Here is a 25,651-nt window from a genome sequence, read left to right as displayed (position 1 = left end):
GTATGATAACATTAATAGTTTTAAAAAGGAGGATTCAAATGAAAAGCGCCGCAGGCTATATTCTCCTTGCCGGTATGGTTTTGCTGCTGGCTGCCTTCTTTGGGTATCAAAGCTTTTTTCCAAGGGAAGCGATTCCCTATGATGATGACCAGGAAGGGCTCAAGGATCAAATTGTCTTCAAGTTCAGCCATGTGGTGGCTGAAAATACGCCAAAGGGCCTTGCCGCCCAAAGGTTTGCAGAGCTTGTCGCTGAAAAGTCGAATGGCCATATTAAAATAGAAGTGTTTCCAAACGGCAGTCTCTATTCCGATATTGAAGAAATTAATGCTCTTAGAGAAGGCCAGGTTCACTTTATTGCCCCTTCCACCTCCAAGCTAGGTATGCTTTCACCGCAATGGGGAGTGCTGGATCTGCCTTTTGCGTTCCCTTCGCGTGAAGCTGCTCTTGAAGGCCTGAACGGAAAAATCGGCCAACAGCTGCTGAGATCCCTGCAGGGGGATGGCATTAAAGGGCTCGCCCATTGGCCAAATGGATTTAAGCAGATCACTTCAAATCAGGGTCCTATCCAAAAACCTGGGGATCTGAAAGGGCAATCTTTCCGGATCATGCAAAGTGATGTGATATCCGCCCAATTCAGCCGCCTGAAGGCAAAGGCTGTTCAGGATTCATTCAATTCCACTTATAAACTCCTGGAAGAAGGCGATGTGGATGGTGAAGAGAACACAATTTCCAATATCTATTCAAAGAAATTTTATAACCTGCAAAAGCATATGACAATCAGCAATCATGGCTATCTTGGATATGCGGTGATGATGAGCGAGAAGGTCTGGAATGAACAGACAGAGGAAACAAAGAAGATTCTGCTCGAGGCAATGGAAGAAACAACCGCCTGGAACAGCCGGATGGCATTTGAAATGAATGAAGAACTGCTTGAAAAAATTAGGCAGAATTCCTCCATTCAAATTTATGAACTCTCACCTGAAGAAAAACAGGAATGGCAGGCTAAGCTGGATCCAGTCTATGAAGACTTTTTACAGGAAATCGGGAAGAACCTTGTGGAAGAGATGAAGGAGCTGCGGGTTAAATATGAATAAAAAGGTGACAGGAACCTATACCAGCTGGCCAAAGTGGTATAGGTTCCTGTCACTCTTTTTTTACAGTTTCTGTATGAATACTACTTTAAGGTAGTCTCCTTCTTTGAATTCCTTAATGGTGCGGAAGTCTTCAGGAAGGGTGAATTCCTCAATGATTTTGTAGCGGTCCCCTGTTTGTGCGAACGCTTTTTTGATAAAGTCTTTGAATTTTTTCATGTTGAATGTGCTGCAGTTTGATGATGCCACAATGATTCCGTTCTTTTCTGTTATCTGAATGGCCAGCGCAAGCAGTTCCGGGTAATCTTTTCTGGCGCTGAATGTATGCTTTTTGGAACGGGCAAAGCTTGGAGGATCAAGGATGACCATATCAAATTTCAGCTGCTTCCGAACGGCGTATTTGAAGTAGTTGAACACATCTTCCACAATGATATCCTGTCCCTCAAAATCAATGCCGTTGACGCTGAACATTTCGATGGTTTTGCTTTTGCTGCGGTTGGCAAGGTCAACACTTGTTGTTCTCACTGCTCCTCCTAATGCGGCAGCCGCTGAAAAAGCGCCCGTATAAGAGAACGTGTTCAGTACCGTTTTCCCTTCGGCATACTTGTCCCTGATCGTCTTTCGGACATGCCTCTGATCAAGGAATACACCTACCATGGCGCCATCATTCAGATAAATGGGAAATCTGATTCCATTCTCCTTCACCATCAGCGGAAAAGATGCCCGTTCTCCTGCTGCGAAATCATCATCCTCTATATAGGTGCCTTTTACAGCAAACCGTTTCTTTTCATACAGGCCTTTTACATCAGCACTGTTCATCATTGCCTGAATTACCGTATCTCTGAAGGTGTAAACCCCTTCACTGTACCAACTGATCACGTAAAAGCCATCGTAATAATCAATCGTGATGCCTCCGATTCCATCTCCTTCTCCATTGAAAACCCGAAAAGCGGTTGTTTCGGGATCATGAAATAGGGCTTCCCGCCTTTTTAAAGCTTCTTTAAATTTTTTCGCAAAAAACGCTTCGTCGAAGGTTTCCTGAGGGTTTCGCGAGAGAATCCAGCCCCTGCCTTTATTCTGCTTTCCATAATACCCTTTGCCGATAAACCGCCCGCTCTCATCAGTCAGTTCAATGACCGCACCCTCTTCAATCCCCTTCGGAATCCGCTGCACCGATTCCTCCGTCACCAGCGGATAGCCATCCTTAAACCCATTCTTATATTTAGAAGCAGCAATTAATTTGATCGCTTTACTCATAGTTCCACCCAATCATTTTGTTAGTATACTATCATTGTAACATTAAAAGTGCCAGGCACCTATACCAGCTGGGTGAGATGGTATGGTGGTGGCTGGCACTAGTTGTTTCAGCAGAAGCTCCACTGAAGAGGAGCAGCTGCCGCTGTTTCTTTCAGCATCGTTCCATTCCTGGCGAAGTCTGTATGCCAGGAAAGGGCTTTTTCCAGTACATGCGGAGTCTGTCCACCTCTTGTGAGGGCTTCCCGGTAATATTCGCGAAGCTGCTCGCGGTACAGCGGATGTGCGCAATTCTCGATGATCAGTTCGACACGCTGCCTTGGAGCCAGCCCGCGAAGGTCTGCAAAGCCTTGTTCTGTCACAACGACATCGACATCATGCTCGGTGTGGTCGACATGGGAAACGAATGGGACGATGCTTGAAATCCTGCCGTCTTTGGCAATTGATTTAGTCACGAAGATCGCCAGTCGCGCATTTCTGGCAAAATCACCGGATCCGCCGATGCCGTTCATCATTTTCGTTCCAAGGACATGGGTCGAGTTCACGTTTCCATAGATATCAAGCTCCAAGGCTGTATTAATCGAAATCAAGCCGAGGCGGCGGATGATTTCAGGATGATTGGATATCTCCTGCGGACGCATGATTAAACGGTCTCTGTACCGGTCAAAGTTCGTGAAAACCTCTTTCATTTTTTTATCTGATAGTGTGATGGAACAGCAGGAAGCAAAGTCCACTTTTCCGGCATCCATCAAATCAAATACCGCATCCTGCAGCACTTCTGAATAGACTTCCAGATTCTCAAACTCTGAGTCGAGCATTCCATGAAGCACGGCATTCGCTACGGACCCTATACCCGACTGCAGCGGTGCCAGACTATTTGTTAGCCTGCCTGCTTCAATCTCCCCGCGGAGAAATTGAAGCAGATGCTGTGCCATGATAGCGGTTTCTTCATCCGGTGGTACGATCGTTGAAGGAGAGTCCTGCTGATTCGTGAATACGATACCCCTCACTCTATCCAAATCCACTTTAATTCCCGGAGCGCCGATACGGTCGTCGGCTTTGGTCAGCGGAATCGGCTTCCGTTCCCCCTGCCTGCCAGGTTCATATAAATCATGCAGGCCTTCCAGCTGCGTGGATTGTGCCAGATTGATTTCGATAATGATGTGTCTGGCATTTTCAGCGAAAGATAGCGAGTTTCCTATTGAAGTAGACGGAATGATCAGCCCATCCTCCGTAATAGAAACCGCTTCCAAAATGGCGAAATCAATAGGATCCATGACATTGGCGCGAACAAGCTCTGCCGTGTGGGATAAATGCTGATCGATAAATAAGAAATCCCCCTGGTTAATCCCTTTTCTCATGGTCGGATCGGCCTGAAACGGCAGCCTTTTTCCCAAAATCCCTGCTTCCGCAATAAGCTTATCCACATCAGATCCCAAAGAAGCCCCCGTATACACATTCACTTTAAAACTCTCATGCCTGGCACGGTCAGCCAGCGCGAATGGCACCGCTTTCACATCGCCTGCACGTGTAAAGCCGCTTAGCCCCAGAGTCATGCCATCCTGAATCCAGGATGCTGCTTCTTCAGGTGTAACTACCCGGTCATGCAGGCGGCTGTCGCGAATTCGATCTAAAATTTTCTCCATGTTGCTCATCCCCTTTGCCATGATATATATAATCATTTTACCCGGATAAAGGGGGGAGTCAGGACTTTTCCGATTAACTTACGGAAAATTCGGATAAAACAGCAGATTAGAAAGATGAAACAGAAAGAATTTTCTAAAAACCGAGCAACTTACGGAAATAGCTGGAGTAAGACTGGCTGACAGGCACCCGGTCCCCATTTTTCATGACGAGGAGAAAGGTGGAATGCGTGTCAGGAAAGATTTCCTTTATATGATTAACATTTACAATGAATGAGCGGTGGCAGCGGATAAAACTGTCCTTCGGCAGCGAATACTCAAAATCCTGAAGCGAGTATTTATGGGTGCCTGAATGGCCGCCAGTATGTACATAGGTCTTCTTATCCTTTGCCTCAAGGCAGACAACCTCGGAAAAAGGAATCGGAATCCAGCCATCATTCGTTTTCATTGTCACAACCGATTTGCCGTCCGTCAAAGCCGGAAAAATGGCGGTTACGCAGCCTTCAAGTTTTCCTTCATGCAAAAATGGCACGGCCATGCCGTGATACGGAACACCAAATACATCGCGATCAATAAACTCCGACACCCTTTGCTGTGTCCCTAAAGCCTTAAAGGCGATGGTTCCTTCCTTTACCCTGTCCCCCGTCCTGATTTTCAAATCGATGCGTTTGCTCGGCCTGTAATAAATATATTCACTTGTATTGGAAACCGCTATGGAAATCTCATCGGAAAACAGCTCTCCAATTACATCCAGCAGCGACACAACTGTAATGCTTTCCACGTTCTCTCAGCACCTTTCCTGATAATGGCTTTTTCTTATTTTACAAGTTTTCAAAGGGGGATTCACTTAATTTCTTATCATGGCCAAAAAGGCACCGGCATAGAATAGAGAAGGTTAGGGGTAAAGGAGGATGCTGGTATGCTGATTCGCCATCAGATGGTGGAGAAAAAAGATGTTCGGTTTTGTGATGAAACCTTTAATTTGGAACAGGCGCTGCAGTTTTTAAACGAAACTGGTTACCGCTGTGTCCCTATTCTGGATGCCACACATACAAAGTTTGTCGGCAATATCTATAAGGTTGATATTTTAGAATATAAGGAGAACCATTCTTTGGAAGAACCCATTACGGCTCTGGCTAAAGACCAGCAGACCGTAATTGATGAGGATGACTCTTTCATGAAAGCCTTTTTCACGCTGAAGAGATATCCTTATCTGCCGGTTAAGAATGAAAATGGGCAGTTTGTCGGATTGCTGACGCATGCTGCCGTACTGGAACTGCTTGAGGAAGCGTGGGGACTGAACCGCGGAAGCTATACCCTGACTGTGGGAAGCTATGGCACACAGGGAACACTGAAAAAGATAAGCAGTATTATCAGTAAATATAGCGATATCCAGGGAGTCATCTCACTGGACTCATCCAACTTTCATGTCAGCCTGATCCGCCGTATCCTTTTTACATTGCCGAAGGATACGACAGAAGAAACCTTGGATAAAATCAAGAAAGAACTGGACGCAAATGGCTTCCGTGTAATCGGGGTCGAGTGTCATAATGGAGAATGCTAACGAGAATAGCCGTTCCGTGAAGGAGCGGCTTTTTCTTATCTTTGGTTCCGATGAAAGAATTCCTGGTATCCATAAATAATCCATGCGTACGTGGTGAAGAACAGGAAAATATAGATGGGCTTAAATTTGACTAGCTTATATAAGTTAAATTTTTCATACAAATAATTAAGCGGATAGGCGAATAGAAAGTCCATGATAGCGTTGACAGCCAGGTAACGCTTAAAGTTTCCGAAGGTAAAATGAAAAATCCATAAGGTCCCGATAAAAAACGGACCCAATATGAAGGTTAAATCATTGAGCAGTTTCTTGAAGTGACCGCCCTCTACTGTCCACCATTTAAAAGGAATGGCCAGGATGCTCATAATGAACACTAAAATTCCCGCAAAAACCGAGACTGTGGAAAATTTATTAAATGACTTTTTCGGCAGAAAAAATATGGTCAGCCAAGGAATGACCAAGTGAAGCAGCCTGATCGCTGTAGTTGCTTTCATATAAAAATCCCCTTTCTTCCATATTATGGTTCAGGGGATTTTGAATTATTCTCCAATTACTTAAACAGCTGATTCCATCTTAAACATCCCGTCCATCTTCCTGACGATTTCTTTTCCAATTTCAATGGACGCCGTCGCGGCCGGAGATGGTGCGTTTAAAACATGAATGGAGCGTTTGCTCGGTACAATGAAAAAGTCATCGACTAATGAGCCATCGTCCTTCAAGGCTTGCGCTCTGACACCAGCCGGACCGGGCACAATATCATCCTTCTGGATGTCCGGCATGAGCTTCTGGACATTTTTCATGAAGAGCTCCTTGGATGCTGAGCGGACCATTTCTTCCACTCCCTCTTTCATATATTTCCTTGCGAGCTTCCAGAAGCCTCTATAAGCCACAACCTCCATAAGGTCTGCCACATTGAGATCCGTCTTTTTATAGCCTTCCCGCTTAAAGCTTAGAACGGCATTTGGACCCACATCAATGGCTCCACTAATCATGCGGGTAAAATGGACCCCAAGGAACGGGAAGTTAGGATTTGGCACAGGGTAGATCAGATTTTTGACGAGGCTGCTTTTCTCCGGTTTGAGCATGAAATACTCGCCCCTGAATGGCACTATTTTAACATCCGTTTTCAATCCGGCAAGCTTGGCGATCCGGTCTGACTGCAGGCCGCCGCAGTTAACATAGTAAGCTCCCCTTACCTCTCCCCTGCTGGTCTGGACGATTACTTCCTGGGCTGTTTCGTCAATGGCTAATACTTTATGATTCAGCAGGATGTCCCCGCCTTTTGCTGTAATGATCTCAGCCATCTTTTCCGAAACCTGCTTATAGTTGACAATGCCAGCCATTGGCACGTGAATGGCCTTTTTTCCATTCACATGCGGCTCGATTTCATGGAGCTCGCCATGGTCAATCATGCGGATGCCAAGGCCGTTGTCCAACCCGCGCTGATATAAATTGTCTATGAGCGGCAGCTCGAAATCTTCGCTCGCGACAATGACTTTTCCGCAGATATCCACTTCAAGCCCATGCTTGCGGCAAAATTCCGTCATGGATTCGCTGCCTTTTTTGGCAAGCCTTGCTTTATAGCTTCCAGGCTTATAATAGATTCCGGAATGGATGACTCCGCTGTTATGGCCTGTCTGGTGGGCCGCCACATGGCTTTCTTTTTCCAGGATGGCCACTTTTGCAGATGGAAACCGGTTCAGCAGCTCCATTCCTGTTGACAGGCCGACAATGCCCCCGCCAATAATGATGTAATCATACATGATCCTCCACCCTTTCTCTTATTTATGATCAATCCCGCAGGCTTCTGCCAATATTTCAATAATATGGACAACACGCACCTTGTCTTCAAGCCCCTCGCGTTTGACCCCGAGGCACATCTGCAGATGGCAGCCTGGGTTGGACGTGACGATGGTGTCCGGCGAGATACTTTGGACATGTTCCATTTTGGCATCAAGAATTTCCATGGATTCTTCGTAGTGGACAATATTATAAATCCCCGCCGATCCACAGCACATATCCCCTTTCGGAAGCGGAACATATGTAATGCCTGGTATGCTTTCAAGGAGCTGAACGGGATCATCCGCCACCTTCTGCACATTTAACAAATGGCAGGATGGCTGATAGGTCACAGCACCTGAGAGTTCCCGGCTGAAACTGATTCCGAGTTTGTTCAGTATTACACTTACATCCTTATTCTTTTGTGCGAACACCCTGGCACGCTCTGCCCATTCCGGGTCATTTGCGAGAAGGTGATCATATTCAACGAGCATCGCACCGCAGCCGCCAATCGCATTTACCACAAAATCAAAGTTCCCTTTTTCAAAAGCCGCAATATTTTCCTTCGCCAGTTTCCTGGATGTTCCCGTATCCCCGCTATGGTTCTGCAGCGCGCCGCAGCAGGTCTGTTCCTTGATTACGGTGACTTCGCAGCCAGCATGCTGAAGCAGCTTGATGCTGAGGTCATTGATCTTGGCAAAAAACACATCCATAATGCACCCTGTAAAAAAAGCGACGCGTGCTTTCGGCTCCCGCTCTGGCAGAAGGATGCCTGTTCTTAGCTGTTTATTTGGCATCTCAACATAAGGTGCTATCTCTTCAAATGCCCGAAGCTGTTCGGGAAAAATGCTTAGCGCCTTGCTTTTGCGGGCAAGCGAGTCCATACCCGTTTTTTGATAGGCCCGAAGTGAAGCTCTCATGGCTGCCAGCAGTTTCTTATTCGGCAAGACCTTCTGCAGAGCCATGTTCTCCATGAATGGAGCTGGTGCTTCGGCAGCCTTTACTCCCTTAAATGATTCGAGAATTTTTCCATATTGTACATTCGTTGGGCACGCCGTCTCACAGGCGCGGCAGCCGAGGCAGAGCTCCATTGATTCTGTAATTTCTTCGATGGTTATTTTCCCTTCCGCCGCCATTTGCACAAGATTGATCCGGCCCCGTGGAGAATGTCTTTCTTTCCCCATGCTGGCATATGTGGGGCAGGCAGGAAGACAATAGCCGCATTGGACACAGTCAAACGTTTCTTTATAGGCGAGCTGGCTAGTCATGGACTAACACCAGCCTCTGCCCTTTTGTCTCGGGAAAAATCTTGCCCGGATTCATTATGTTGTTCGGATCCCACGCTTTTTTCATTCGTATCATCATTTCCAGTCCCGCTTCCCCAAGCTCCATCTCCATAAACGGCGCCTTCATGGTCCCGATTCCATGCTCGCCTGATAGAGTTCCTCCCAATTCAATCGCTGCTGTAAAAATCTCCTCTACGGCTTTTTCCACACGTTTCATCTCTTCTTTATCCTGCTTATCGGTAATGATATTCGGATGCAGATTTCCATCACCCGCATGACCGAATACGACTAAGTCAATTTCATATTTTGCTTTGATTTCCTGAAGCCTTCTGAACATTTCAGGAATCTTGCTTCTTGGAATTGTGGCATCCTCGGAAATTTTCGTTGGCTTTTTTCTGACGATGGCCGGCGAAACGAGTTTTCTCGCTTTCCATAGGTTCTCGGCAGATTCCTCATCCCTTGCAATGATAGCTTCCCTTGCTCCAACTTCCAGGCACACCTGCTTCACCTGCTCGCTTTCATCCCTGATGGCGATTGGATGGCCATCAAGCTCAATCAGGATAATGGCATCTACATCTATCGGGAGTCCTATCGGCTGAAATTCTTCCACCGCCTGGATTGAAGCCTGGTCCATGATTTCCATTTTCGAAGGCAGGATACCTGATGTGAGCACAGCCGATATTGCTTTTCCGGCATCAATAATGTCATCAAATATGACCATCATCGTCTGGGTGGCCTGAGGTCTTGGAATCAGCTGAAGGGTGGCCTCTGTGATGATGCCCAGCGTCCCCTCCGAGCCAACAATCAGCTTCGTCAGGTCATAGCCTGTGACGTTTTTGACCGTCCGTCCGCCTGTCCGGATGATGTCCCCTTCTGGCGTGACGATCTCCAGACCCAGCACATAATCTTTTGTTACCCCGTACTTTAAGCCGCGCGGACCGCCGGCATTTTCAGCGAGGTTCCCTCCAATTGTGGAAACATGGGAACTGCTTGGGTCTGGCGGATACAACAGCCCATGCCGCTGTGCTTCACGGTCAATATCAGCTGTAATGACACCTGGAGATACAATCGCAACGGTATCTTCCGGGTCGATGATCAGCTTCTGGGTCCACCTGGAAAAATCAAGGACCATCCCGCCGTGGACAGGGAGCGGGCCTCCGCTCAGACTCGTTCCCCTGCCTCTTGGATAGACTGGAATTTTCATGTCATTGGCTAGCTTTACAATGCCTGCCACTTCCTCAGTCGAAACTGGCTGCAGGATGACCTCGGGATTATAGGCTCCAAACGAGCCATCGTATGAATAAGAAACCAGGTCTGCTTTTTCAAGCAGAATGCGCTTTTCTGATCCCATGATGCTTTTAAGCCGCTCAACAATCTGTTCGGTGATCACAACGGCACCTTCTTTCCTTCCCCTTCGTTCACCTTCAATTTCTTTGTCACATTCTCAAGATGCACCCGCATTGCCTTTGCCGCTCTTTCTTCGTCCTGTTCTTTAATAGCTGAAAAAATACTCATATGCTCCTGATATACCTGTTCGCGCTTTTCCGGAAGACCCACATTCTTCTTAAGGGAAAAGGCTATTGCTTTTCGGTACAGATCATCGATATTTTCCATTACCTGTATCATGAATCGATTTTTCGTTGCTTCGATAAGATGTTTATGAAAATTAACATCTGCCAGATCGCCTACTGCTTCGGGATTCGTCAGTGTGATTTCAAATTGATCGAGCGCCATCTTCATTTTTTCAAGGTCGGCCTCTTCACGACGCAAGGCAGCAATCGCTGCTGCCTGTGTCTCCATAACCATCCGCATTTCCAATAGCTCAAAAACCTGTTCCACAGGAATGTATTCAATCGCTAAAGCACCAAGCATGTCTGCCATATTAACTTCTTTGACGAAGCTTCTGCCCCCTTGCCTGGATTCAATGATCCCGCTGGCAGATAATACGCTCAATGCTTCTCGAACAGGCGCACGGCTGACGCCGAACAGTTTGGCCAGTTCATTTTCGGATGGCATCGGCTCATTTAGCGGGAACTTGCCTTCCTTTATCATTTCCTTGAGCTGATCAAGCACCTGGGCCGAGATTTTTTTCCGTTCGATTTTCATGGATGTTAACTCCTTATATGGTGATTTCGACTGAACTGCTTTTCTTAACTCTGATGATATGGAAGAGAATCGCAAACACACAAAGTCCGAATCCGGCAATATCCGTTATCATGCCTGGCTTAATCAGCATTAAAGCTCCGGCAAACATTAGGACTCTTTCAACAATCGTCAGCTTGGCATTCAGGTAGTTTCCAAGTGAACTTGCCAGGGCGTAAATACCCAGCGTGCTTGTGATGACCACAAGTGCTACTGATAAAATGGATATCGTTTCTCCCTCTGCTGCCTGAAGCAGAATAATAGGGTTATAAGCAATCATGAACGGGATTATAAAGCCCGGAAGTGAAATTCTAAGCGCCTCCCATGATGTCTGCATCGCATTGGCGCCAGCCAGTCCCGCTGCGGTATATGATGCCAGAGCCACTGGCGGCGTAATGTTGGACAATGCACCAAACCAGAACACAAAGAAATGTGCAGCGATTGGATTAACGCCAGCTTCCACAAGTGCAGGAGCTGCGGTAACCGCAACAACGATGTAAAGAGCTGTGGATGGAAGCCCCATACTTAAAACGATGCAAGTGAGCATGACGACGATTAAAATCAGCCAAAGCTGGCCGCCCGTTAATTCGACAATATTATAAGCTAATGTAGATCCAATTCCCGTCATGGTGACAACGCAGATGATGATTCCGATGGCTGCGCAGGCAATCCCGACTTGAATTGTCCCTCTTCCGCCTTCAATGAAAGCCTCAATTGTTTTAGAGATTGTGATTCTTGAAGATTTATCCTTTGCCAGCCAGCTCGCCACAATGACTGCACCAATTCCGGCAAATCCGGCAAATAAAGCTGTCTTTCCCATTAATAGCGTGGTAATGACAACAATGATCGGAATAAGCAGGACGCCGCGTTCCTTCAGAATTTGGACGACATCCGGAATATTTTCTTTACTGATGCCTTTCAGGCCTTGTTTTTTCGCTTCAATATCAATGGCAAAAATCAATGCGATATAATAGAGAAAACTTGGAATGATCGCTGCCAGGATGACCGTCGTATAAGAGATTCCAAGGAAACCGGCCATAATGAAGGCCGCAGCACCCATAATCGGCGGCATAATCATTCCGCCTGTTGAAGCAGCCGCTTCTACTGCACCGGCAAACTTTGGCTTAAGGCCAATGGATTTCATCAACGGAATCGTAAAAGCTCCTGTTGTCGCAACGTTGGCCACTGCACTTCCGCTCAAAGATCCTGTCAGCGCGCTGGAGATGACCGCTACTTGTGCAGGGCCCCCTCGCTTTCTGCCTGCAATGGCCAAAGCCAGATCATTGAAAAGCTGGGTGGCACCGCTCACAGACAGGAAGGCACCAAAGAGGACGAACATGACGATGAACGTGGATGCCGTCGAAAGCGTTAATCCCAGCACACCCTCAGTCGTCATATAAAGACGGTATAGAAGGCGTTCCAGTGAAAAGCCGGCATGTCCGAAAATCCAAGGGAAGTATGTGCCAAACAGAGCATACACAATAGCTCCTCCACAAAGGATTGGGATAAAGATCCCAACAGCCCGTCTCGAAGCTTCGAGGAGGACGATGATCGTAATGGCTCCAAAGACATAGTCAATCATAATCGGCTGGGAGCCCCGATCCACATGAATCGTTGTGTAATTCAGGAGCAGGTAGCCAAGACCTGCAATGGCAAGTGCCGCAAATATATAATCAGGGGCTGTAAACCTTTTTTGATTAGAAGATTTTCCGGCCGGATAATAGAAAAAAGTCATAACCAAAAGGATGCCCAGGAAAATCAGGTTTCTATAAATCTCTTGAATATTGGATAATCCATTCGAATAAATGGCAAAAACAGAAAACAATACTGCGATGATGGCAGCCGCTTTTTTGTATGGACCCTCCAGCAGACGCATGCCGCCCCCTGCTTCTTTATCCAGATCGGCTGACTGTACAATTGGTTCGCTTGTTGATTTTGTCATCGTTTTCCCTCCTTTACTTCGCTTCCGGCGGAATTAGATTTTCAGGTATATCAAGACCTGCTTCTTTAAAATATCTATAGGCTCCGGCATGCAATGGAACAGATACGCCATCAAGTGCCGTTTCCAGTGTCATTTCCTTTGCAGAGCTATGAACCTCATACATTTCATCCAGATTTTCATAGAGTGTTTTGGTTAAAATATAGATGGTTTCTTCATCCATTTCTTTTGTTGTGGATAAAAGGTTCGGCTGGGCAATGGTGTTGATATCTTTGTCAATGCGGGGATAGGTCCCTCCAGGAATCACATAGCGGTACCAGCTGTCAGATACTACATTAATGGCATCCAGCTGCTCATCAGTTACTTCCAAAATCGACGCTTTGACATTACTTGCATACATATCTGTTACAGCGGAAATCGGGATTCCTGCCGGAAGCGAGCCACCATCCAATCTACCGTCACGCATCGCCGAAACCGTGTCACTGTAGCCAAGATACTCAGGAGAAATATCCTTTTTCGTTAGACCAAGGCCATCCATCATCACGACCGTGGATTGCTCCGTACCGCTTGCCTGCGGCCCAACAGAAAATTGCGTTCCTTTAATATCATCGATGGTTCCGCTTTCAATCTTGCTGTTCATCAGCACGAAATGCTCTACATTGGGCCAGAGCATGGAGATTGTGCGGAGATCCTCATAGCGTTTCCCTTTAAAGGAACCATCTCCGGCATAGGCCTGGGACGAAATTAACCCCTGAAGAATGGCAAGCTGCGCTTCCCCTTCACGCAGAAGTTCAATATTTTCAATGGATCCGGCAGAGGACTGGCCGCTTGCCTGGATTTTCTCACCCTTTAAATGGCTGCTCCATACATTGGCCATTCCAACCCCAATCGGGTAATATGTACCTCCTGTTGAAGCGGTGGCGACAGATACGAATTTTTTATCCTTGTTCTCGGCCGCTGTCCGCACGCCAACAATGGCAATAAAGACTAGTGTCAGGACCGATATGATAATCTTCCACTTTTTTCGAATCATAATATCCTCCCTTTCCAATAAGAATGTAAGCGCTTTTCAAAACTTGTATTACAAGTATACAAGATTATAGGTTTTGAATTCAATTAAAATTCTGATTTTTTGTTTTATTTCGTGAAATAGTATAGCCTCACCCCATGATATAGCGGGATTTTCATTTGATAAAATAGGAGATTTTACCTGGCAGTGTTACAAATAAAGAAAGGCCATTTTCTCTGTGCAGAAAATGGCCTTTCTTTTATAACAGCTTACCCATATAGTATTCATCGACAAATTCACCGTTTATCAAAAGCGAATGTTTTTTAGTGCCTTCAATCTGGAATCCCGCCTTTTGGTAAAGGGAGACACCTGCCTGATTACGGATAACAACTGTAAGTTCCAGCCTGTGGATATCGTGTTTACGCGCCCAGCGGTCAAGCTCTTCAAACAGCTTCGTGCCAATCCCCTGGCCTCTGTGTTCGCTGAGGATTCCTGCAACGAGATAGGCTGAGTGCTTATTCCTCCTTGCCGCACCGCCAATGGCCATTACAAAGCCGATCAATCGGTTATCTTTTTCCGCTGTGATGATGGTCGAATGATCTTCTTTTTCAATGGCTTCAATTCTTTTTCTTTGTGCCTCGGCTGACGTCTTTCTTTCACCTGGCTCGAAAAGCATGTAGTCTGATTCGTTTTCTGTTTGTGTGATCAGGTTGGCCAGGGCCTCGGCGTCTGCTGGTTTTAAGTGGCGGATGATCATGAGGATTTCTCCTTTTTATTGTTTTTTCATAAGCCCTTCAACAAAATCCTTTAAAACATGTACACCATATACACAGTCATTTAATGACGTCCATTCCTGCGGATTGTGGCTGATGCCATCCCTGCTGCGGACAAACAGCATGGCTGCTGGCATTTCCGTTCCGACGATCATCGTGTCATGGCCGGCTCCGCTCGGGATGTAAACAGGATTAATATTGAACTTCCCAAGGGATTCTGCAATACCAGCCTGCAGGCTTTCACTAATTGGCAGAGGTTTAATTTTAGCATTCAGCTTCATTTGCACACCGATACTTCGCTCCTCTGCTATTTTCACCGCATTGGTTTTAATTTGATCAAGCAGCTGATCCCGGGATTCTTCAAAAATATCCCTGATATCAACGGTTAGTATTACTTTCTGGGCAATGACGTTGAAGCCATTTGGATGCACGTTCAGTTTGCCGACAGTGGCAACAGCTGTATCACTGACCTGCTTTGGGAAATTCTCAATGGCAGCTACAAACAATGAGGCAGCCACAAGCGGATCTTTTCGACCAGCCATCGGTGTATTTCCTGCATGTCCAGCTTCTCCTGTAAAGGTAACCTCCAGCGAGGCTGGCCCTGCAATGCCTTTTACCACTCCAACTGGCTGATTCTCTCTTTCCAGCACCTTCCCCTGCTCAATATGGACTTCCACAAAGGTTTCGATTTCAGGTCTATTTTCTCCTGCCTTTAAGCACTCTTCCGCACTGCTGCCATATTCATTCAATACATCGCGAAACGACTTGCCATTTTCATCCCGCAGGCTATCTAATTCTTCCGGCCTCAGCTGACCCATAAATGCCCGGCTGCCTGTTAAGCTGCTCTTGAATCTCGAACCCTCTTCATCTGAAAATATCACAACCTCATACGGCTTCTCCGGTATGTAACCTGTTTCTTTCCATGACTCTGCAACTTCCAATGCTGAGAGAACCCCTAACGGCCCATCGAAGTGCCCCCCATTTGGAACACTGTCAACATGTGAACCGGAAGCGATTGAAGGTCCTTCTGTTTTTCCTGCGAGTCGTCCAAAAACATTTCCTGCTCCATCTGATGTCACGGTAAGACCAGCGTTTTTCATCCACTTGATTACTAGCTCTTTCGCTTCTTTCTCTTCGGCAGAATAACCCGGGCGAGTCACCCCGCCGCTATCCATGAGGCCTATCACTGAAAGCTCTTCAAGTCTTGAGGCCAATCTTTCGCCGTTTACACCTGAGTGGGTCAGTTCCTGATTATAATCTTTTATTAACTGTTGATAAAGGTTCATGGTTTTCACTCTTTCTAATTTGTTTTTTTCTCTGTGAGATTAATAGATTGCTGATGGAACGCGAAGTGACCGATATATCGGAAATCTGACCGATAAAGTGGCATTTTTGACCGATATATCAAAAAAGTAACCGATAAATGTCAAATCTGACCGATAAACCTGTAAAAGTGGCGATATATTTTGAGGCAGTGCTAAAAAATAACTGATGCAGAGCAAAAAGCCCGGCAGATATCCACCTGCCAGGCCAAAAACATCAAATAATCCCCTGCATACGTAAAATAATCTCAGCAATTACTGCAGATCCGATGAAAGTACCGAAGAACACAAAGACTGCAACAATAATGCTTCTCCAGCCCAGCTTGGAAAAGTCAGCCCAGTTCTTTCCGATTGAGATGCCCGCATAAGCCAGAATTGGGGTAGCAAGAGCCAAAATATTGACCTGAGTGGTCCATTCGACAACATATTCAGATCCCGGTACTCCTGGAATGGAAACGATGATTCCGATAATACCGATATATCCGACGCTCGGGATATTGCCAGGCAGCACTTTTTCAAGAACCAGACCCAGCACACTGATGACAATTAAAACAAGCATGCCCGGAATGGCTGCAGACGGCAGGATATCGTAGCCTACCCAATTGCCGATCAGCGCTGAAAGTCCGAATATACCTAAAATCAGGAACCACTCTGTTATATTTTTAAGCATGGATATCTCCCCCTTTGTCCGCAGCCTTTTTCTCTTTGCGTTTCATCATGATGCTGTACAGCTTTTCAGTGAGAGGCAATCCAATGAAAATACTGGCATACAGACCTGTTGAAAGAGAAAGCAGGTTACTGGCGCCTGCGAAGGCAACAATCTGCGCTTCCATTTCAGGGAAGGCAGCGACAAGCGATCCGCTGGCAGCCGCCATCATGCTGCCGCTTCCTACCCCTGATGCCATCGCAAAAGATAGCGGATGGAGCGGAGTAATGGTGGCCAGGAATCCGGAAATCAATCCCAGGAAGGCAGCACCAAACACAGTACCGAAAATATAAATAGCCATTACTCCTCTGCCTTCTGGCGAATCAAATCCGTATTTATTCATAATCAGCCCGACGTTCGGCTCCCGGCCAATCGAGTGGGTCATGCCAATGGCTTCTCTTTTAAAGCCAAGAAAAATGGCCACTGGCAGTGCAAATAAGATCGTACCCAAGTTACCAAGTTCCTGCAGCAATAATGATGGCCCTGCCGCAATGATTGCCTCGATTTGCGGCCCAATCGTTACGCCAATTTTCGCAATTAATAGAGTAACCCCGAGCACGATGAGGGGCTCTGCATTTTTAGCCTGTTTCTCCTTAATAAGCGGAGTGAAGTAAAGACCGAGCCCCAGGAAAAAAGCATAAAGCATAGGCAGCAGCAGAATCACCCCTGCGCCTACTTTAAAGCTGATCTGTCCAATCGCTTCAGTGGCCGCAACCAGAACTAGCACAACGGCATGCAAGCGCCAATCTTTTAAAATTTCTGTCTTTTCGTTTTTCATGTTTCCCCCCCTAGATTATAAGATTACTAGATAGATCCGCACACGGCGGAAGAATCAAGCTTGCCCTTCCCTTGCTCCATTGCCTTTTCATAGATATCGCACACCAGCTGACCCAAAGGAGAATCTTCGCTATAAAATTCAGCTGTTTCCTTGTATAGGTGAATATCCTTATTCATGTGCTCCAGGCTGAACAGCACATTCTCGTATGTATGCTGAAGGATATTTTCACCGAATACGGTCAGGACGCGATTATGCGCAGACCCGCTTTGAATGACTTCAGCCAGCTGAGACCGGCTGACACCTGCTTTCTCACCTACTGCAAGGACCTCCCCCAGGCCTGCAGTCGTTAAAGCAACCAGCAAATTATGGCACAGCTTTGCCACCTGGCCTGATCCTGAAGGACCGAGCAGAAAGATATCCTTTCCTACGCTCTCCAGGACCGGGCGAATGTCCAGCAAATATCTATCGTCTCCCCCAACCATTATGGTCAGCGTACCGGCATCAGCACCCTTTGGTCCCCCGCTTAACGGGCAGTCATAAAAATGGATGCCTTGCTCCTTTGCAGCCTGATTCAATTCCTGGGCTGTTTTTGGGTCAATAGTGCTCATATCCAGCACAAAACTATGAGGCTTTAAAGCAGAAAAGACTCCACTTCCACCCATCATAACATCTCTCACAATACTTGGTCCAGGCAATGAAGAAATGACTAGATCCGCCTGTCTTGCTGCCTCAAATGGAGAAGGCTGGGGAATGGCCCCCAGCGCCTCGCATATCGCCAGTGCATCCTGACTTGGATCATAAGCATACACCTTATACCCGTTATTGATTAAATTTTTCACAAGGCCCTTTCCCATGGCCCCGCAGCCAATTACGCCTATGTTTTTCATCCTCTCCCTCCTTAAGGTTTAATATAAACGGTCTTAGTATCCAGCCAGAAATCCAATGCAGTACTGCCCTGTTCACGCGGCCCGATGCTGGATGTTTTTTTGCCGCCAAACGGGAGCTGGTTTTCATAATGGTTGGATGGGATATTCACGTGCGTGACGCCTGTTTCAATTTTCCGGACAAAATCGAATGCCTTCTGAAGGTCATTCGTAAAAATGGCGGATGACAAGCCAAATTCCGTATCATTTGCAAGCTCAATCGCCTCTTCGTAAGAATCCACTTCCATCACTGCCACAACCGGCCCGAAAATCTCTTCTTGGGCGATTGTAAAATCCTTCGTAACTTTACTGAAAACAGTCGGAGCGACGAAATAGCCATTCGCCATATCGCCATCTGTCAGCTGCTTTCCTCCATATTCAAGCACCGCTCCTTCCTCGATGGCGCTATTTACATAATGGAGATACGTATTCAATTGATGCTTATTTGCAACCGCACCGTTGTCATATCCTTCCTTAACCCCATTGCCGACCTTTACTTGCTTCGCTTTTTCAACTAGCAGCTCAATGACCTTTCGGGAAATAGACCGGGGCACAATCACACGGCTGGTTCCCGTACAGCTTTGGCCGTTATTATAAAATCCGCTGATGACCACACTCTGGACAGCCTCTTCCAGATTGGCGTCCTCCAGAATGATCGTCGCATTCTTTCCGCCCATTTCAGCCTGCATTTTTCCGCCATGGGCTGTCACAAGCTTGCCAAGATGGATGCCCACATCAGAGGAGCCTGTAAACGAGACGGCCTTAATTTCCGGATTGGTTCCAAGCTCTTCTCCCACAACAGAGCCCGGGCCCGTGATCATATTCAGCACGCCAGCTGGCATTCCAGCCTTTTCAAACAGCTCTACTACCTTCACTGCGATTAGAGACGTGTCACTTGCGGCCTTATAGATGATCGTATTTCCCGCCAGCATGGAAGGCGCAATTTTATAAATGGCAATTCCGAGCGGAAAATTGAATGGCGTAACGACAGCCACCACTCCCAGCGGCTCCTGAATCGTGCAGGCAAAGGTTTTAGGGTCAATCGCAGGAACGGTTTCGCCTGAGATCCGGTTAGCCTCTCCGCTGAAGTGCTTCAGAGCCTGAACCGTAGCCTCCACTTCCTTTCGGGCTGCCTCGATCGTTTTGCCGACTTCCTTTGTAATGATTTCTGCTAATTCCTCTTTTTCCTGCTGGATGAGAAAGATCAGTTTAAAAAGGATGTCCCCACGGCTGATTGGAGATGTATTTTTCCATTCGGGAAAAGCCCTCTTTGCACTCTCGATTGCTTTTTGCACATCAATCTCATTCGACTTCTGAAAGTAACCCAGTACCCCATCTGTATTGGCTGGATTCACACTCGGATACGTCTCCCCTGTCACAGAAGGAACCCATTCCCCGCCAATATAATTGTAAAAAGTTTCTGCACCAGCATTGACGGCCTCAGTTTTCTGGCTATTAACCTCTGTACTCATCTAATCTCTCCTTATCATATCAAGTTTAGGTTATTATAATATTTAGAATATTCTATGTACATGTGCCAACAGCCAAATAATTCTTCCTTTCTTTGTGACTAACACCAATTAGGGGTTTAAAAAGTCAAAGACCTGGAATGCAAGGACCACTGTGATCCAATCTTCATTCCGGGAAAAATCCAGCTGCAGCTCGCTCTCGATTTTTTTCAGCCGGTAGGCAAGGGTATTGGGATGAATATGCATCACTTCTGCTGTTTGTTTATGACTTTGATTATGTGCCAGAAAGGCTTGCATCGTTTTTAGGTATTCAGGCTCCATTTTTAAAAGAGAACCTATTTTATCGGAGACAAATTTGTTCAGCAAGCTGCGATCGGTGTTGAGCCACAGTCTTTCAGCACCAAGCTCAGAATAAGTGATAAAGGTTTTGTGCTGATGGCTTTTTGCAAATGATAAGGCTTCGGCAGCTTCCTGGTAGGTATCTGTCATATCTGTTAAAGCAACCTCTCTGCACAAACCAATGACAGCTCTGTTCACTTTTCTCTGAATATCATCAGCTAGACAATGGTCATACTTTTTCCGTCCATTCATCATGAGTGCTATGATTTGGTTTGATTTCGCAAAAACAATCGGAGTTTCACAGTATTTTATGGTGATCTGCTCGATCGCTCGGATGAGTTTTTCTTTTTGAAGGATGGAGGCTTCATTCCATAGAAAACCAGACTTGCAGTCCACCATCATACAGGCGATGCTGCTTTTCTCATTCAAGCGGAACTTTTCCAGAATCCTTGGATCCAGACGTCCGCCATTGATCAAATCATGAAAGGCCTCTTCCCTTAGATGCATCTCTTTTTCAAAAAGCGTATTCTGCCTGACAAACTCCAGTGACAAAGCCGTTGAAGCATGCTCAAGAGCGGCCTTCTGGATATTCGTCAAACGGTCAACTGGCTCATCCAGAAGGAAATATCCGAAAAGTTCGTTGGAGTTTATGATCGGAAAAGAACTGGATGGATTTATTGGTGACTCTGCAAAGATGACTGGGAAGCCCAAAATGTGACTGATGGTCTCCAGGATATACGAAGTCCCCCTTCCCTCCAGCAGAATCTTCGTGAATTTCCGGTGGATATCAAGTGATTGGCTCAGTTCCTCATTTTTTCGCCTTACTTCTTCGTAAAGCTTCGAGTTCATGATGGCAATAGCCGCCTGGTCTGCCACCACCTCCAGCACTTGAAAGTCAGCTTCAGTAAACTGTACATCCTTGTCGAAGTTATCCACCACAAGTACACCGATACAATTCTCCTTATAAACCAATGGGACAACGATGCCGCTCTTCACTTCACGCCGATAGACTCCATTAAAAAAATGCATATAATTTATCTCAGACATACGGCTCATATGCTCCCTGAACTCATGTCCTGACGCAATGACGCCCTTTTTAGTCAGAAATACCTGTCCCGTCAAGGATTCACCAGGCTCAAACTTCACCTGGCTCATAAAGCCTGTCTCCACCCCAACCCCGCTGGAAAAATGCAATAATCCATTTTCCTTTAACGTGTAAAGAATGGTCGTATCAGCATGGTCTACTAAATCAAAGGCAGCTTGTACGAGCCGCTTCAGAATCTCCTCCAGTTCAAGAGACTGGGTTAAACTGCGATTTATTTCCAGAAGGCTTGAGATTTTGTCCTGCATGATTGTCATGGCTGTTCTCCTTTCTAATGAGGCTTCCAGCTTGGTGAAGTTCTCAAAGTCATTACAATCTCTTATTGCTGCAAATTATCTATTTTTCTGCGAAACTCCCACCCTTATTCCTTCTTTTCCTGACTTCATCCATTTTCCCGTAAAAACTATCCTCCAGGTCAATGCCAAAGAAGTTATAGAATTTAATCAGATAGGCCAGGCAGTCTGCGAGTTCTTTGCCAAGCTCTTCTTTTACCTGATCACTAGCTAATTGAAAGGCCAGTTCTTCATCCATTCCTTCTTTTGTATAATCGCTGACAAGGTTAAAGGCCTTGCGCAGCTCTTCAGCAACCTCTGCAACTTCGGTTGTCAGCAGCATATAGTTATTTAATAGGGAATCGCGGCTCCTGGCATAATTCTCACCGCTGATTTCCCAGCCCATCTCTTTTTGATACTTTCTCATAAAGCATTGCAATTCATTCAATCTATTAACACCTCTTCTGATATATTCGAGAAATTCCGGGTGGTGCCAGTCACCATTTATCTTTCTATTGTCCGGGCCAATACCGCCCCAGCAATGAGTCCCCAAACGGGTGCGCTGATATGGAGAAAGCTCACGCCTGATAAGGTGACAATGAAGGCAGCGAGCGCGCTTAGCCGGTAGCGGTTTTCGGAGAAGCCCATTTGCAGGCTGGAATGCAGGACGCCGATCAGGGCGAACCCAGCCAGCAATGAAATGAATGCCTGCGGAAGCGACTGGATAAAGGGCACGATTTTCCAGGCAAAAATGCCGAAGACGATCGTAATCGCGCCTGAAACAACAGCTCCCATATACCGCTTTTCCTTAGGCCCTGAATCCGGTCCGGCACAGATGGCGCTCATCATGCCGGCGATATTGGCACACTGGCCGCCAAAGAAGCTGGTGATTACGGAGAAGAAGCCGCTTGATGAGACAATTTTACGGATAGGCGGCTTGAAATCCTCACTTTCAAGGGCCCCGATTCCCGGTGCAGCGTCATTGCTCAGTATCAGCATCGCGAGCGGCAGGGCAATCGTCACAAGACCCATCCAGCTGAATTCCGGCACTTGAATAGATGGCAGGAAATAAGCAATCTCTTTAGCCGGATTTAAATCAGCTGTCAAATACAATATCGCAAAGGCAATTGCGACGGCCGCGAGCACGGGCGGAAACTTCTTCACATATCTCGTAAAAAGCAGAAAACTGATTAAGGCCGCTCCTCCGACAACAGGCATTTCCTGGATGGCCGGTACGAGCTTCACGACATAGCCGGCAACCAATCCGCCAAGCATGGAGGCGATGACTTCTTTCGGCACCCAGCCAATGATTTTTGTAAACATCCCTGAAATGCCGACCAGAAAAATCAGCAGCCCGGACATCACATACCCGCCGATCAGTTCCGGATACGAATATTGGGCAGTCACAGTCGCCAAAAAGGCCGCTCCAGTAATCGAATGCCCTCCTGTGATGGGAATCCTATATAGAAGCGGCAAGAGGATGCTGTATACACCCCCGAAAAAATAAACCGCAAACATCCAGTTAATCGTCTGCTGATCAGTAAATCCCCCTGCTGAGGCAGCCTGTAAAATGATCAGAGCCGGCCCCGTCATAACCAGTGTGCTTGCAATGATTCCAGATGAAATGTTTTCTGCTGTCAGATCCTTTATAAACGAACCCTTCTTTACTTCTTGACTGTATCCGCTATGCCTTTCCTTCGGCAAACCCATTTTTCCTGCCCCCGAATTCCGATTATTTTACTTACTATCATGATTTTAAATGAGTTAATTGTCAAACTATTTCGCATTCGGAAGTTTTGACAAAAAAAGACCTCCTAAGAGGCCCCTAACTCATTCCGATTAAAGTAGACATTTAATACTTGCTTCAGGGATTGATCGATCTGCACCCATTCATCCAGCTTATAGTTATTCAGCATTTTTGCCAGGTTTGGCTTAATGCCAATCAATTTGATGATGCTGCCGGTCATGAAGTTCAGCGTTTTAATCAGCTGGGTGAATTTCTCAATTCCTTTTCCTTCAATTTCCCCAACCGCTGTCAGATCAAAGAGAATTTCTTCAAATTCGCCGGCAAAAACGGCTTTCAGACAGCTTTCGGAAATAACGTTTATTTTATCTGCTGTTATATCCCCAAATAAAGGAATCATGCACAGCGTTTCCGACAGCGGAATAAACGGCCCGGACAGCTGATTCAAGCGGATGAGCACCTGCTCAAGCTCTTCTTTTTTCTCCAGAAGTTCAAAGTCGGTAGAGGACAGGCGCTGCTGCAGCTGCATCAGCTTATCCATCAATCCTTCATTAGAGCTGTCTTTTGGCAGAAATAGCATATTGGCAAAATCCTCGCTGTCCCATTGAATATGGACCTCAAATAAAGATAGCGATGTTTCCCTGGTCTTCATATTCAGTTCCAGTTTTACAGGATCCAATCTGGGATCCCAGCTGTATTGAATCAGCTTTTCAATGCTTTCCTCATCAATGATTCCTTTTAAATGCTCCTCGCTCAGGTCAAAGTGTTCCCATGCTAAGGTCGAGTAGCTTACTAGTTTTCCGTTCCTGTCAGCTTTTAAAAACGCAAGCGGAAGCGGCTGATCAAAATATTGCATTTTGCTGTCCTCCCGCTTCATAGTTTTGCAGCCATTCCTTTGTTTCCGGCAAATCCCTTAGAATGACTGTATGATCGGAGCAATAAGGAAGCAGGTCATACTTCCCTGCTAAACGCCCGCCAAGAAGAACAGCCGGCTTATGCGGCAGTTTGGCAAATGCTTCGGCGTATTCCTTCAGCTTCGGCAGATGATAGACAATGCTGACCGATAGACCGATTACACTCGGCTTCCAGTCTTTTGCCGTTTTCAGCGCATATTCCAAAGGCAGGCTCGGGCCAAAATACTTCGTCTCCCAGCCGTGCTCTTCAAAAAGGCTGTTGACCATTTTCAGGCCAATATAATGCTGTTCTCCATCCAGGCAGAGAAACATGGCTTTTTGGCTTGATTGTCTTTTTTCCCGCTGGTAAGTGAGTTTTGACAGCACAAAATCACAGGTAGCTGTTGCCAAATGTTCGTCTGCGACTGTGATCTGATTTGTCTGCCATAGGTGGCCAATGTGCTGCATCGCAGGTGTAATCAGATTATGAAAAACTTCAAGGCGCGATAGCTGCGGATGCTTTTGAATGTTCTCCCAAACTTTCGCAGAATTGCCTTCCAGCAGCAGTGAAGCGAGTGTTTCAGCCTGTTTCATCTTACACTCCTCCCTTCACTGGTTCACCTTTCAAAACAGCAATGGATTCTGCAAGATAAAGATTAAATTTCTCTGTCTTTTCAGCAGTATCTGTATCATCAGCCAGCACAGCCTGAATGATTTCGAAATTGTCGATCAGATGCTGGGTCTTCATCCCGTGCTTATTTAAAATGCCAGCAAGCCAAACGGCATAATCAGTGAAAAAAGCAGATTGGTTCAGCTCATACGCTGTCTCGAGATGCTTCATATGATGATGGTTATCTTCGCGGCACTTCTCTTTTCCTTGTTCGCCAAACCGCTCCAGCAGGAATGGCTCGCGTTCATAGATTACTTCGGTAACACGGTTTACGATCTTTTCAAAATTCACTTAGCCACCACCTTGTATTGCGAAACCTTTGGAACCACTGCAGCCAGTTCCTGATCAGGATACTTTTTCTCTAAATCATGGATTCTCTTAAAATCCTCACTGCGAACCCAATTTAAATAGTTTTCTTTTGTATCAAAGATGAGCTGCACCGTCAATTCGCCAGGGCGCTTATCATTCTGCAGCAGCAGAAAATCGATAAACCCCTCCGCCTGATCGACCGACCGCGAGCGATTTTTATATATGCTAATGACTTCCTCCGACTTTTCATCGGGTACGTCAAATGTTGAAAAGACTGTATACATGAACTCTCCTCCAATCTTGGGAGTTTTCTGTTTTTTTCAGTATAACATACTGATTGGGGTTGTCATTTTGGAAGGGTTATGGGCAATGGTTGAAGTTTTTTTGTTTGCTGGAGGAATAACTGCAGTTTCTATATGAATCTTTTTCGTCATTATTTTGGACGATTAACTGCCATTTTCTCTCTTCCCCCCACTTTTCGTCTTTAATTTCCATCCCCTCTCTCTAAGCCTTAAGACTGATACCAAGATATGTCTCTGGCTCGTTATGGCTCTTGTTAATCCCGGTTAAGATAGAATCTGTAAGAATTGTTAAGTTTTACCTGTAAACAAGATCATATTTTGGCGAATTAGGTCGATGAATTATTG

25 protein-coding genes are annotated in these 25,651 nt (G+C 46.2%); 2 read left to right on the top strand and 23 right to left on the bottom strand.

Annotation, left to right across the window (positions count from 1 at the left end; all coding sequences use genetic code 11):
• The first annotated feature begins 38 nt into the window (after positions 1-38).
• Complete coding sequence (locus ACR42H_RS04860; protein WP_436374913.1) at positions 39-1,094, top strand: TRAP transporter substrate-binding protein; 1,056 nt, start codon at positions 39-41, stop codon at positions 1,092-1,094.
• Positions 1,095-1,154: 60 nt separating this feature from the next.
• Here the strand turns inward: ACR42H_RS04860 and ACR42H_RS04855 are convergent, their stop codons facing one another.
• The 3 genes from ACR42H_RS04855 to ACR42H_RS04845 all read right to left on the bottom strand — a co-directional run bounded on the left by ACR42H_RS04855 (position 1,155) and on the right by ACR42H_RS04845 (position 4,769).
• Positions 1,155-2,348, bottom strand: coding sequence for a class I SAM-dependent rRNA methyltransferase (locus tag ACR42H_RS04855; RefSeq protein ID WP_436374912.1), 1,194 nt, complete (start codon positions 2,346-2,348; stop codon positions 1,155-1,157).
• Positions 2,349-2,455: 107 nt separating this feature from the next.
• On the bottom strand, positions 2,456-3,991 hold the full coding sequence (locus ACR42H_RS04850) for an acetyl-CoA hydrolase/transferase family protein (RefSeq protein ID WP_436374911.1): 1,536 nt from the start codon (positions 3,989-3,991) through the stop codon (positions 2,456-2,458).
• A 133-nt stretch (positions 3,992-4,124) separates the two neighbouring features.
• The gene (locus tag ACR42H_RS04845; protein ID WP_113882988.1) at positions 4,125-4,769 is read right to left on the bottom strand and encodes a LytTR family DNA-binding domain-containing protein; all 645 of its coding nucleotides are present in this window, start codon (positions 4,767-4,769) and stop codon (positions 4,125-4,127) included.
• 138 nt (positions 4,770-4,907) lie between these two features.
• On the opposite strand from ACR42H_RS04845, the gene cbpA reads away from it, so the two are divergent.
• Positions 4,908-5,552, top strand: coding sequence for a cyclic di-AMP binding protein CbpA (cbpA, locus tag ACR42H_RS04840; protein WP_436374910.1), 645 nt, complete (start codon positions 4,908-4,910; stop codon positions 5,550-5,552).
• Between the two features lie 35 nt (positions 5,553-5,587).
• Here cbpA and ACR42H_RS04835 read toward each other — a convergent pair whose 3' ends face one another.
• The 20 genes from ACR42H_RS04835 to ACR42H_RS04740 form a co-directional block, all read right to left on the bottom strand.
• Positions 5,588-6,043, bottom strand: a complete 456-nt coding sequence (locus ACR42H_RS04835) for a hypothetical protein (RefSeq protein WP_113882986.1) — start codon at positions 6,041-6,043, stop codon at positions 5,588-5,590.
• Between the two features lie 60 nt (positions 6,044-6,103).
• Complete coding sequence (gene lhgO, locus ACR42H_RS04830; protein ID WP_436374909.1) at positions 6,104-7,312, bottom strand: L-2-hydroxyglutarate oxidase; 1,209 nt, start codon at positions 7,310-7,312, stop codon at positions 6,104-6,106.
• 18 nt (positions 7,313-7,330) lie between these two features.
• Complete coding sequence (locus tag ACR42H_RS04825; RefSeq protein WP_436374908.1) at positions 7,331-8,596, bottom strand: (Fe-S)-binding protein; 1,266 nt, start codon at positions 8,594-8,596, stop codon at positions 7,331-7,333.
• A complete protein-coding gene (locus ACR42H_RS04820) occupies positions 8,589-10,004 on the bottom strand; it encodes an FAD-binding oxidoreductase (RefSeq protein ID WP_436374907.1) in 1,416 nt (471 codons plus the stop codon). Before ACR42H_RS04820 ends, ACR42H_RS04825 begins: the two co-directional genes overlap by 8 nt.
• A complete protein-coding gene (locus tag ACR42H_RS04815) occupies positions 10,001-10,720 on the bottom strand; it encodes a FadR/GntR family transcriptional regulator (RefSeq protein ID WP_113882982.1) in 720 nt (239 codons plus the stop codon). Before ACR42H_RS04815 ends, ACR42H_RS04820 begins: the two co-directional genes overlap by 4 nt.
• 13 nt (positions 10,721-10,733) lie before the next feature.
• A complete protein-coding gene (locus ACR42H_RS04810) occupies positions 10,734-12,698 on the bottom strand; it encodes a TRAP transporter permease (protein WP_436374906.1) in 1,965 nt (654 codons plus the stop codon).
• Positions 12,699-12,711: 13 nt separating this feature from the next.
• The gene (locus ACR42H_RS04805) at positions 12,712-13,728 is read right to left on the bottom strand and encodes a TAXI family TRAP transporter solute-binding subunit (RefSeq protein ID WP_436374905.1); all 1,017 of its coding nucleotides are present in this window, start codon (positions 13,726-13,728) and stop codon (positions 12,712-12,714) included.
• A 235-nt stretch (positions 13,729-13,963) separates the two neighbouring features.
• Positions 13,964-14,461 carry a GNAT family N-acetyltransferase gene (locus tag ACR42H_RS04800; protein ID WP_113882979.1) on the bottom strand — a complete coding sequence of 166 codons (498 nt, stop codon included), beginning with the start codon at positions 14,459-14,461 and terminating at the stop codon, positions 13,964-13,966.
• Between the two features lie 15 nt (positions 14,462-14,476).
• Positions 14,477-15,763, bottom strand: coding sequence for a M20 family metallo-hydrolase (locus ACR42H_RS04795; protein ID WP_436374904.1), 1,287 nt, complete (start codon positions 15,761-15,763; stop codon positions 14,477-14,479).
• 253 nt (positions 15,764-16,016) lie between these two features.
• Positions 16,017-16,469, bottom strand: a complete 453-nt coding sequence (locus tag ACR42H_RS04790) for a hypothetical protein (RefSeq protein ID WP_113882977.1) — start codon at positions 16,467-16,469, stop codon at positions 16,017-16,019.
• Positions 16,462-17,283, bottom strand: coding sequence for a DUF3100 domain-containing protein (locus ACR42H_RS04785; RefSeq protein ID WP_035326022.1), 822 nt, complete (start codon positions 17,281-17,283; stop codon positions 16,462-16,464). Before ACR42H_RS04785 ends, ACR42H_RS04790 begins: the two co-directional genes overlap by 8 nt.
• Positions 17,284-17,309: 26 nt before the next feature.
• Complete coding sequence (locus tag ACR42H_RS04780; RefSeq protein ID WP_436374903.1) at positions 17,310-18,170, bottom strand: NAD(P)-dependent oxidoreductase; 861 nt, start codon at positions 18,168-18,170, stop codon at positions 17,310-17,312.
• A gap of 11 nt (positions 18,171-18,181) precedes the next feature.
• Entirely contained in the window at positions 18,182-19,678 is a 1,497-nt protein-coding gene (locus tag ACR42H_RS04775) for an aldehyde dehydrogenase family protein (protein ID WP_436374902.1), read from the bottom strand.
• Positions 19,679-19,786: 108 nt separating this feature from the next.
• A complete protein-coding gene (locus ACR42H_RS04770) occupies positions 19,787-21,373 on the bottom strand; it encodes a helix-turn-helix domain-containing protein (RefSeq protein ID WP_436374901.1) in 1,587 nt (528 codons plus the stop codon).
• A 79-nt stretch (positions 21,374-21,452) separates the two neighbouring features.
• Positions 21,453-21,815 carry a MazG nucleotide pyrophosphohydrolase domain-containing protein gene (locus ACR42H_RS04765; protein ID WP_436374900.1) on the bottom strand — a complete coding sequence of 121 codons (363 nt, stop codon included), beginning with the start codon at positions 21,813-21,815 and terminating at the stop codon, positions 21,453-21,455.
• A gap of 77 nt (positions 21,816-21,892) precedes the next feature.
• Positions 21,893-23,098: a benzoate/H(+) symporter BenE family transporter gene (locus ACR42H_RS04760; protein WP_436374899.1), complete on the bottom strand. Its 1,206-nt coding sequence runs from the start codon at positions 23,096-23,098 to the stop codon at positions 21,893-21,895.
• A gap of 104 nt (positions 23,099-23,202) precedes the next feature.
• Positions 23,203-23,988 (bottom strand): STAS domain-containing protein, encoded by a 786-nt coding sequence (locus tag ACR42H_RS04755; protein ID WP_113882970.1) that lies wholly within the window; start codon positions 23,986-23,988, stop codon positions 23,203-23,205.
• Complete coding sequence (locus tag ACR42H_RS04750; RefSeq protein ID WP_436374898.1) at positions 23,975-24,619, bottom strand: cobalamin B12-binding domain-containing protein; 645 nt, start codon at positions 24,617-24,619, stop codon at positions 23,975-23,977. The genes ACR42H_RS04755 and ACR42H_RS04750 overlap by 14 nt, the downstream gene beginning before the upstream one ends.
• Position 24,620: 1 nt before the next feature.
• Positions 24,621-24,986, bottom strand: coding sequence for a hypothetical protein (locus tag ACR42H_RS04745; RefSeq protein WP_113882968.1), 366 nt, complete (start codon positions 24,984-24,986; stop codon positions 24,621-24,623).
• The gene (locus ACR42H_RS04740) at positions 24,983-25,288 is read right to left on the bottom strand and encodes an antibiotic biosynthesis monooxygenase family protein (protein ID WP_113882967.1); all 306 of its coding nucleotides are present in this window, start codon (positions 25,286-25,288) and stop codon (positions 24,983-24,985) included. Before ACR42H_RS04740 ends, ACR42H_RS04745 begins: the two co-directional genes overlap by 4 nt.
• Between the last annotated feature and the right edge of the window lie 363 nt (positions 25,289-25,651).

The organism is Cytobacillus sp. BC1816, assembly GCF_051353635.1.
Taxonomy (GTDB): Bacteria; Bacillota; Bacilli; order Bacillales; family Cytobacillaceae; genus Cytobacillus; species Cytobacillus oceanisediminis_C.
Note: the sequence above shows the minus strand (reverse complement) of the source record. Positions and strands in the feature narration are given on the sequence as shown.

What these genes read in the sequence shown, in the direction of transcription:
- ACR42H_RS04860 (WP_436374913.1), top strand. Translation starts at nt 39, where the DNA reads ATGAAAAGCGCCGCAGGCTATATTCTCCTTGCCGGTATGGTTTTGCTG.
- ACR42H_RS04855 (WP_436374912.1), bottom strand. Translation starts at nt 2,348, where the DNA reads ATGAGTAAAGCGATCAAATTAATTGCTGCTTCTAAATATAAGAATGGG.
- ACR42H_RS04850 (WP_436374911.1), bottom strand. Translation starts at nt 3,991, where the DNA reads ATGGAGAAAATTTTAGATCGAATTCGCGACAGCCGCCTGCATGACCGG.
- cbpA (WP_436374910.1), top strand. Translation starts at nt 4,908, where the DNA reads ATGCTGATTCGCCATCAGATGGTGGAGAAAAAAGATGTTCGGTTTTGT.
- ACR42H_RS04835 (WP_113882986.1), bottom strand. Translation starts at nt 6,043, where the DNA reads ATGAAAGCAACTACAGCGATCAGGCTGCTTCACTTGGTCATTCCTTGG.
- lhgO (WP_436374909.1), bottom strand. Translation starts at nt 7,312, where the DNA reads ATGTATGATTACATCATTATTGGCGGGGGCATTGTCGGCCTGTCAACA.
- ACR42H_RS04825 (WP_436374908.1), bottom strand. Translation starts at nt 8,596, where the DNA reads ATGACTAGCCAGCTCGCCTATAAAGAAACGTTTGACTGTGTCCAATGC.
- ACR42H_RS04815 (WP_113882982.1), bottom strand. Translation starts at nt 10,720, where the DNA reads ATGAAAATCGAACGGAAAAAAATCTCGGCCCAGGTGCTTGATCAGCTC.
- ACR42H_RS04810 (WP_436374906.1), bottom strand. Translation starts at nt 12,698, where the DNA reads ATGACAAAATCAACAAGCGAACCAATTGTACAGTCAGCCGATCTGGAT.
- ACR42H_RS04805 (WP_436374905.1), bottom strand. Translation starts at nt 13,728, where the DNA reads ATGATTCGAAAAAAGTGGAAGATTATCATATCGGTCCTGACACTAGTC.
- ACR42H_RS04800 (WP_113882979.1), bottom strand. Translation starts at nt 14,461, where the DNA reads ATGATCATCCGCCACTTAAAACCAGCAGACGCCGAGGCCCTGGCCAAC.
- ACR42H_RS04795 (WP_436374904.1), bottom strand. Translation starts at nt 15,763, where the DNA reads ATGAACCTTTATCAACAGTTAATAAAAGATTATAATCAGGAACTGACC.
- ACR42H_RS04790 (WP_113882977.1), bottom strand. Translation starts at nt 16,469, where the DNA reads ATGCTTAAAAATATAACAGAGTGGTTCCTGATTTTAGGTATATTCGGA.
- ACR42H_RS04785 (WP_035326022.1), bottom strand. Translation starts at nt 17,283, where the DNA reads ATGAAAAACGAAAAGACAGAAATTTTAAAAGATTGGCGCTTGCATGCC.
- ACR42H_RS04780 (WP_436374903.1), bottom strand. Translation starts at nt 18,170, where the DNA reads ATGAAAAACATAGGCGTAATTGGCTGCGGGGCCATGGGAAAGGGCCTT.
- ACR42H_RS04775 (WP_436374902.1), bottom strand. Translation starts at nt 19,678, where the DNA reads ATGAGTACAGAGGTTAATAGCCAGAAAACTGAGGCCGTCAATGCTGGT.
- ACR42H_RS04770 (WP_436374901.1), bottom strand. Translation starts at nt 21,373, where the DNA reads ATGACAATCATGCAGGACAAAATCTCAAGCCTTCTGGAAATAAATCGC.
- ACR42H_RS04765 (WP_436374900.1), bottom strand. Translation starts at nt 21,815, where the DNA reads ATGAGAAAGTATCAAAAAGAGATGGGCTGGGAAATCAGCGGTGAGAAT.
- ACR42H_RS04760 (WP_436374899.1), bottom strand. Translation starts at nt 23,098, where the DNA reads ATGGGTTTGCCGAAGGAAAGGCATAGCGGATACAGTCAAGAAGTAAAG.
- ACR42H_RS04755 (WP_113882970.1), bottom strand. Translation starts at nt 23,988, where the DNA reads ATGCAATATTTTGATCAGCCGCTTCCGCTTGCGTTTTTAAAAGCTGAC.
- ACR42H_RS04750 (WP_436374898.1), bottom strand. Translation starts at nt 24,619, where the DNA reads ATGAAACAGGCTGAAACACTCGCTTCACTGCTGCTGGAAGGCAATTCT.
- ACR42H_RS04740 (WP_113882967.1), bottom strand. Translation starts at nt 25,288, where the DNA reads ATGTATACAGTCTTTTCAACATTTGACGTACCCGATGAAAAGTCGGAG.